Origin of the sequence: Streptomyces sp. NPDC004065 (assembly GCF_044903565.1) — a bacterium.
Taxonomy (GTDB): domain Bacteria; phylum Actinomycetota; class Actinomycetes; order Streptomycetales; family Streptomycetaceae; genus Streptomyces.
Genome location: NZ_JBJDQT010000007.1, coordinates 118,048 through 124,640, shown reverse-complemented (window position 1 = coordinate 124,640; position 6,593 = coordinate 118,048). Strand labels below are relative to the sequence as shown.

Annotated in this window: 8 protein-coding genes, 1 pseudogene and 1 riboswitch; of the genes and pseudogenes, 5 read left to right on the top strand and 4 right to left on the bottom strand. The window is 72.7% G+C overall.

The genetic code is table 11. The features are described 5' to 3' along the window. Positions 1-307: 307 nt before the first annotated feature. The 3 genes from ACI2LW_RS11205 to ACI2LW_RS11195 form a co-directional block, all read right to left on the bottom strand. Positions 308-781, bottom strand: coding sequence for a C40 family peptidase (locus ACI2LW_RS11205; RefSeq protein ID WP_404730918.1), 474 nt, complete (start codon positions 779-781; stop codon positions 308-310). A 3-nt stretch (positions 782-784) separates the two neighbouring features. Then, positions 785-998: riboswitch (cyclic di-AMP (ydaO/yuaA leader) on the bottom strand. Positions 999-1,351: 353 nt separating this feature from the next. Next, positions 1,352-1,660 (bottom strand): hypothetical protein, encoded by a 309-nt coding sequence (locus ACI2LW_RS11200; protein ID WP_404730917.1) that lies wholly within the window; start codon positions 1,658-1,660, stop codon positions 1,352-1,354. A gap of 7 nt (positions 1,661-1,667) precedes the next feature. Next, positions 1,668-2,309, bottom strand: coding sequence for an ATP-dependent Clp protease proteolytic subunit (locus ACI2LW_RS11195; RefSeq protein WP_404730916.1), 642 nt, complete (start codon positions 2,307-2,309; stop codon positions 1,668-1,670). Positions 2,310-2,489: 180 nt separating this feature from the next. Here ACI2LW_RS11195 and ACI2LW_RS11190 point away from each other — a divergent pair, with 180 nt between their 5' ends. The 5 genes and pseudogenes from ACI2LW_RS11190 to ACI2LW_RS11170 all read left to right on the top strand — a co-directional run bounded on the left by ACI2LW_RS11190 (position 2,490) and on the right by ACI2LW_RS11170 (position 5,666). Next, positions 2,490-2,768: a type II toxin-antitoxin system Phd/YefM family antitoxin gene (locus ACI2LW_RS11190; protein WP_404730915.1), complete on the top strand. Its 279-nt coding sequence runs from the start codon at positions 2,490-2,492 to the stop codon at positions 2,766-2,768. A 236-nt stretch (positions 2,769-3,004) separates the two neighbouring features. Next, entirely contained in the window at positions 3,005-3,307 is a 303-nt protein-coding gene (locus ACI2LW_RS11185; RefSeq protein ID WP_404730914.1) for an urease subunit gamma, read from the top strand. A 13-nt stretch (positions 3,308-3,320) separates the two neighbouring features. After that, on the top strand, positions 3,321-3,638 hold the full coding sequence (locus tag ACI2LW_RS11180; RefSeq protein WP_404730913.1) for a hypothetical protein: 318 nt from the start codon (positions 3,321-3,323) through the stop codon (positions 3,636-3,638). Beyond that, positions 3,533-3,919 (top strand): annotated as a pseudogene (locus ACI2LW_RS11175) (urease accessory protein UreD); the annotation flags it as partial. The gene ACI2LW_RS11180 and the pseudogene ACI2LW_RS11175, both read left to right, overlap by 106 nt. Positions 3,920-4,076: 157 nt before the next feature. Continuing rightward, on the top strand, positions 4,077-5,666 hold the full coding sequence (locus ACI2LW_RS11170) for an alpha/beta hydrolase (RefSeq protein ID WP_404730912.1): 1,590 nt from the start codon (positions 4,077-4,079) through the stop codon (positions 5,664-5,666). A 190-nt stretch (positions 5,667-5,856) separates the two neighbouring features. Here the strand turns inward: ACI2LW_RS11170 and ACI2LW_RS11165 are convergent, their stop codons facing one another. Next, positions 5,857-6,582: a lysophospholipid acyltransferase family protein gene (locus tag ACI2LW_RS11165; protein ID WP_404730911.1), complete on the bottom strand. Its 726-nt coding sequence runs from the start codon at positions 6,580-6,582 to the stop codon at positions 5,857-5,859. Positions 6,583-6,593: the final 11 nt, after the last annotated feature.

The window sequence follows — 6,593 nt, the reverse complement described above, 5'->3', positions numbered from 1 at the left end:
CCGTAGGCACCATGCGTGCGGTGCCGCGATTGCCGCCGCGCGCCGCCGTCCGCGTCCGAGGGCCGGGCGCCGCTCGCGCGGGATGCGGCCGGTGCCGTATGCGCCACGTGTGCCGTGCCGCACGAGGTACGGGTGTCGTGCCGCACGAAGCGCCCGTGCCGCAGGCGCGGCCGGTGGCGCGGGCACCGCTCGCGGCGCGCGCCGCGGCCGTCGCGTGCCGGGCCCTGGTGGTGGGCCGCCGCGAAGGCCGGGCCGGCGCGCAGGCGGTGGCGGCGTGTCAGGGCGCCGCCACCGGGCCCGGGGCGGGTCAGCTGACGCGGCCGTACCAGACGCTCTTGGTCCAGATCTTCTGGAGCCGCACCACGTCCCCGGTCTTCGGCGCGTGCCAGATCTTTCCGCCGCCCGCGTAGATGCCCACGTGGTAGACGTACGAGCCCGAGTGGAAGAACACCAGGTCACCGGCCCGGCGGCTGCGGGAGGAGATGTGGTGGGTCTTGTTGTACTGCTGGGCCGCCGTGCGGGGCAGCTTCTTGCCCGCCTTCTTGAACGAGTACAGCGTGAGCCCGGAGCAGTCGAACCTGCGCGGCCCGGTCGCCCCCCACTGGTAGGGCGAGCCCTTCTTGGACGCCGCGATGTGCAGTGCCTTCGTCGCCAGGGTCGCGGCCGAGGCCTCGGAGGCGAAGCCGGGGACCACGATCGAGCCGCCCACGGCGGCCATGGTCAGGGCCGAGGCCGTGCCGGCCCGGGCCATCAGCGACGGGACACGATTCAGCGCAGTCATGCGCAACCCTTCGTCAGCCGCCTGTGAAGGATGACCTGTCGGATTCGGGCTGGCGAAGTAGCCCGGCCGCGTTGCCGCGGCTTCACCCCAAGGGCGGCTCGGCCCGGTCATGGCGTGACCGTTCCGGCGACCCGTCGTGCTTGGGTCCTCCACTCCTGCCGATCCACTCCTGTCGACCGGTCATCCGGGCGGCGGCAGGACTCGGCGTCCGCCCGGACCGCCCCGCCGCTGCGGCGGGGGCTTGTCGTCAGACAGGGATCTTCACCTACGGATGTCCGAAAATCCCAACGGAACCGAGGGTTTGTGTTGTTACTCACCACTCACCCGTTCGGGTGGACACCCGCGCCGTCGAACGACTGTCTGCTTTCGCGACGACTCCCGGACCAGCGACGGAACCTGTCATTCCGCCATCCGGGCAGGCGTGTTGCGCAACCGGAACAGGCCCGAAAAAGGATGTGTATCTACGCCGAAAGGAGGTACGCCGTTTGGTCCGTTTCGCGCACGGACGGCCTGACGCCCGCCCCCCCCGCCGCCGACGGAGGCGGGGGAGGAGGTCCCGCTGCCGGTGCGTCAACTGCCGCGATGCGGCGGAAGGGTGACGCGGGCCGTGCGCCGCTCCCCGTCCAGCACGCGCAGCGCCCGGGCCAGGGTGTCCGCGTGCAGCTCTCCCTCGCCGCGCCGGTGCATCAGCGCGAGCGCGTCCCGCAGCCCGGCCGCCTTGGCGACCAGCGCCTGAGCGGCCCTCAGTGCCCGGTAGGTGTCCCCGGGCACGGCGGGGTTGACGCGGCCGAGCAGGTCGACGACGTCGAGGTAACGGTCGATCAGCTCGGCCTCGGCCCGGGTCAGCGCGGGCAGCGGCGGCAACTCGGGCGGCAGCATTCCCGCCTCACCTCGCGCCCGGCGCGCCGGCCGCGGCCGTGCCGTGGCCGGTGAGGACGCGGTCCACCAGTCCGTACTCCAGCGCGCCCTGCGCGTCCAGCACCGTCCGCCGCTCCAGGTCGGCCCGCACCCGCTCCCGGGGCCGGCCGGTGCCGCACGCGAGCATGTCTTCCATTCGGGTGCGGATCCGGACCAACTCGTCCGCCTGGACGGCGAGGTCCGTGGCCCGGCCCCGCACCGGCTCCGCCGCCGACGGCTGTTCCAGGTACACCCGGGCGCCGGGCAGCGCGTAGCGCCGGCCGGGGGCGCCGGCGGCCAGCAGCACCGCGGCGCAGCCCCCGGCCCGGCCCAGGCAGACGGTCTCCACGTCGCAGGCGACGAAGCGCATGGTGTCGTGAACGGCCGCCATCGCGTCGAACGATCCGCCCGGCGAGTTGATGACGAGCGAGACCTCCCGGCGGGGGTCCTGGTGCTCCAGCTGCACCAGCCGGGCCACGACGGCGTCGGCCGCGGAGTCGTCCAGCGCCGTCCCGAGCACGACGACCCGCCCCCTCAGCAGCCGCTCGTACGGATCCGCGGCCGGAGGCGGGGCGGCGCTCGCGCGCCCGGGGGGCTCCGGCGGGACGTCGTCGGCGGACGGTCGGTTCATGGCACACCCCTCCATGCGGCAGGGCCGGCTCCGGGCGGGCGGTCGGTGAGCGGCCCTGCGGCCTCCGAGCGACTCTGTAAAAAATGTACAGGACGTACGGAATCTTCGCAGGCGTTCCGCACATGCCGGGGACCGCCGCGAGACCTGAGGGCAGACGTGCACGCGCCGTAAGGTGGGGGTATGGCCTACGAGATTCCGGTGACGCAAGCCAGGGCTGAGCTCGCCGAACTGATCAACCGGGTGGTGTACGGCGGCGAGCGCGTGGTCGTGACACGGCACGGCAAGCCACTGGTGGCCCTGGTCTCCGCCGCCGACCTGGAACGGCTCGAGGAACTCGAGGAGCACTCCGGCGAACAGGTGGTCGGCGCCGTCTCGCGGGTCCGCGACGTCCCCGCCGCACCGGACGGGCGCCGGCGCTTCGGCATCACCGCGGAACACCGCGGCCCGGAGGTCCACTGACGGCCGTGTCCCCGGTGGACGTCGCCGAAACCCCGGCGAACCAGCCTGCCCCTCCACGCCACCCGGGGGTTCTCCACCCCGCTGGACGCCGTACGCCGCACCCCTGACGCCGTACGCCGGACGCCGTCGGCCGTCCCCACGCCCGGGCGCGCCCCCCGCGCCGGAGAGCGCCCCCGCCCCGTGGCCGAGGCGACCGGACCCCGCACGGTCCGGAGCGAGGACGGTGAGGTGGGCACGTGCAACTGACCCCGCACGAACAGGAGAGGCTGCTGATCCACGTGGCGGCCGACGTGGCCGGCAAGCGCCGGGCCCGCGGACTGAGGCTCAATCATCCCGAGGCCGTCGCGTTCCTCACCTCGCACATCCTCGAGGGTGCCCGGGACGGGCGTACCGTCGCCGAACTCATGGCCTCCGGACGCGGGCTGCTCACCCGGGACGACGTCATGGAGGGCGTCCCCGAGATGATCCCCGAGGTCCAGGTCGAGGCCACCTTCCCCGACGGCACCAAGCTCGTGACCGTGCACGAGCCGATCGTGTGACGGGCGGGTGGTCGTGATCCCCGGAGAGATCCTGTTCGCCGAGGGCCCCGTCGTGTGCAACGAGGGCCGCCCCGTCACCCGGCTGACCGTGCTCAACGCCGTTCGACCGGCCCGCGAGGGCGGCCCCGGCGTGACCACCGCCGGCCTGCTCGTGGTCAACAAGACCGATCTGGCGCCGTACGCCGGCGCGATGGGCGGTCCGCTCGGCGGCGACCGGTTCGGTGCGTCACCACACGGGCCGAACTGGGCCCGGCGGCACGGCTGGTGCTGCGCGAGGAGCAGGTGCTCGGACGCACCGGGGAGGAACCGGGGCGGCTCAGCGGCCGTCTGACGGTCCGGATCGGCGGCCGTTCCGTCCTGGACCAGGAACTGGCCTGCGGACCGGGCGCTCCGGGCGGCCGGGACGGGCCCGCCGTGCCGGCGGGGTTCCCCGCGGTGGGACAACTCGTGGTGCTGCGGCCGGAGTTCAATCGGATGCCAGTACCGGCCAGGGTCCTGGGCGAGAGTGCCGCACTCGTCCCGCTCGCCGGGCCCGCCGCCCTGGTGACCGCCGTGGCCCCCGACGCGCTGCGGCTGCGCCGGCTGCTGGACGAGGCGCCGGCGGCCCTCGGCTCAGCACCGGCGTCAGTCCCGCTCAGCGGAACTCACCGCGCCGGTTATCGGATTGGCAAAGAAGGTCAACGAACCCTGTTCCCGGACACCTCGCAACCGGAAGGATCCCCCGGTACCCAACTCGCAACGATGTACGGGGAGGTCCCACTTGAGGGACATGAGAGGGAAGAGGCGGGTGGCGGCGTTCGGTTCGGCCGGCGCACTGGTCACCGCCACCCTGATAGCCGGCGCCGTATCGGCCCCCGCGGCCAGTGCGGACAGCCGCCACGGGCAGGACCGCGAGGCCGTCGGCGCCGCGATCGCCGCCGCCCGCGCGGCGAAGGCCGGCATCGACTGGCAGGACTGCCCCGCCGACTGGGGGCTCGCCAAGCCCATCCAGTGCGGCTACGTCTCGGTTCCGCTGGACTACGCCCACCCGTTCGGCAAGCAGATCAAGCTCGCCGTCGACCGGATCGGCAACACCGGCACCAAGCAGGAGCGACAGGGCTCCCTCGTCTACAACCCGGGCGGTCCCGGCGGCTCGGGCCTGCGCTTCCCGGCCCGCGTCACGTCCAAGAACCCCGTGTGGGCCAACGTGGCGAAGGCCTATGACTTCGTCGGCTTCGACCCGCGCGGCGTCGGTCACTCGGCGCCCATCTCCTGCACCGATCCGCAGGAGTTCGTCAAGGCGCCCAAGATGGACCCGGTGCCCGACTCCGAGGCCGACAAGCGGATCCAGCGCAAGCTGGCGCGGGAGTACGCCGAGGGCTGCCTCGACCGTACCGGCCGCGCGATGCTCCAGCAGATGACGACGCCGAACACCGCACGCGACCTGGACGTCATCCGGGCCGCGCTCGGTGAGAAGAAGCTCAACTACCTGGGCGTCTCCTACGGCACCTACCTGGGCGCCGTCTACGGCACCCTGTTCCCGGGCCACCTGCGCCGCATGGTCGTCGACAGTGTCGTCAACCCGGCGCGGGACAACATCTGGTACGAGGCCAACCTCAACCAGGACATCGCCTTCGAGGGCCGCTGGAAGGACTGGCAGGACTGGGTCGCCAAGAACGACGCGACCTTCCACCTGGGCACCACCCGCGCGGCCGTCCAGGCGAAGTGGCTCGCGCTGCGCGCCGCGGCGAAGAAGAGCCCGATCGGCGGGGTCGTCGGCCCGGCCGAGCTGATCTCCTTCTTCCAGAGCGCCCCGTACTACGACTCCGCGTGGATCCCGGTCGCGACGGTGTTCAGCAAGTACGTCGCGGGCGACACCCAGGCGCTGGTCGACGCCGCCGCCCCCGACATGTCGGACACCGCGGGCAACATCTCCGCGGAGAACGGCAACGCCGTCTACACGGCCGTCGAGTGCACCGACGCCAAGTGGCCCACCAGCTGGAACAAGTGGGACCGCGACAACACCCGTCTGCACAAGAGCTACCCGTTCATGACGTGGGCCAACGCCTGGATGAACCTGCCGTGCGCGACCTGGCCGGTCAAGCAGCAGACGCCGGTGAACGTCAAGACCGGCAAGGGCCTGCCGCAGGTGCTGATCGTGCAGTCCACGCGGGACGCGGCCACCCCGTACGCGGGCGCCGTCGAGCTGCACAAGCGCTTCAAGGGCTCCCGTCTGATCACCGAGAAGGACGCCGGCTCGCACGGTGTCACCGGTCTGGTCAACCCGTGCATCAACGGCCGGGTGGACGCCTACCTGCTCACCGGCAAGGTGGACAACGCGGACGTGACCTGCGCGCCGCACGCGACGCCGCAGCCGTGACGGGCGGACCGCCGCGGTCCTGAGGGACCGGCGTCACGCGCGAGGGGCGGCCGGGATCACTCCCGGCCGCCCCTTCGCCGTACCGGCACGGCCGCCGCCCGGTCGTACCCGGCGGCCGGTCGTGCCCGCCGCCCGGCCCTGCCTGGCGGCCGGTCGTGCCCGGCGCCCGGACGGCGCCAAGGCCCTTCGGTCAGCCCAGCGGAGCCCGCGGGAACCTGCGCTCCCTGGCGCCCTTGGCCTCGGCCTGCTCCGCCTTGGCCACCGCCGCGTACTGGTCGACGTACTCCTGCTCGGACAGCGACAGGATGGCGTACATGATCTCGTCGGTGACGGCGCGCAGGACCGCCTTCTCGTTCTCCATGCCGGCGTAGCGGGAGAAGTCCAGCGGCTTGCCGAAGCGGATGACGACGGGGTGGATGCTGGGGATCACCTTGCCCGGCGGCTGCGCCTCGAACGTGCCGATCATCGCGCAGGGGATCACCGGCACCTGCGCCTTGAGCGCCATCACGGCCACGCCCACCTTGCCCTTGTACAGCCGGCCGTCGTGCGAGCGGGTGCCCTCCGGATAGATGCCGAGCAGCTCACCCCGGCGCAGCACGCCGAGGCCCTCCCGGATGGCGGCCTGGCCGGCCTCCTTCCCGGACCGGTCGACCGGGATCTGCCCCGCGCTGCGGAAGAAGGCGGCGGTGAGGCGGCCCTTGACGCCCGGCCCGGTGAAGTACTCGGCCTTGGCCAGGAAGGTGATGCGCCGTTTGAGCATCGCGGGCATCAGGAAGTGGTCCGAGAACGACAGATGATTGCCCGCCACGATCGCCGGACCGGACGCCGGAACGTGCTCCAGCCCCTCGATGCGCGGCCGGAAGACCATGCGCAGCAGCGGTCCCAGCAGGACGTACTTGAGCAGGTAGTAGAACAAGGGGTCGCTCC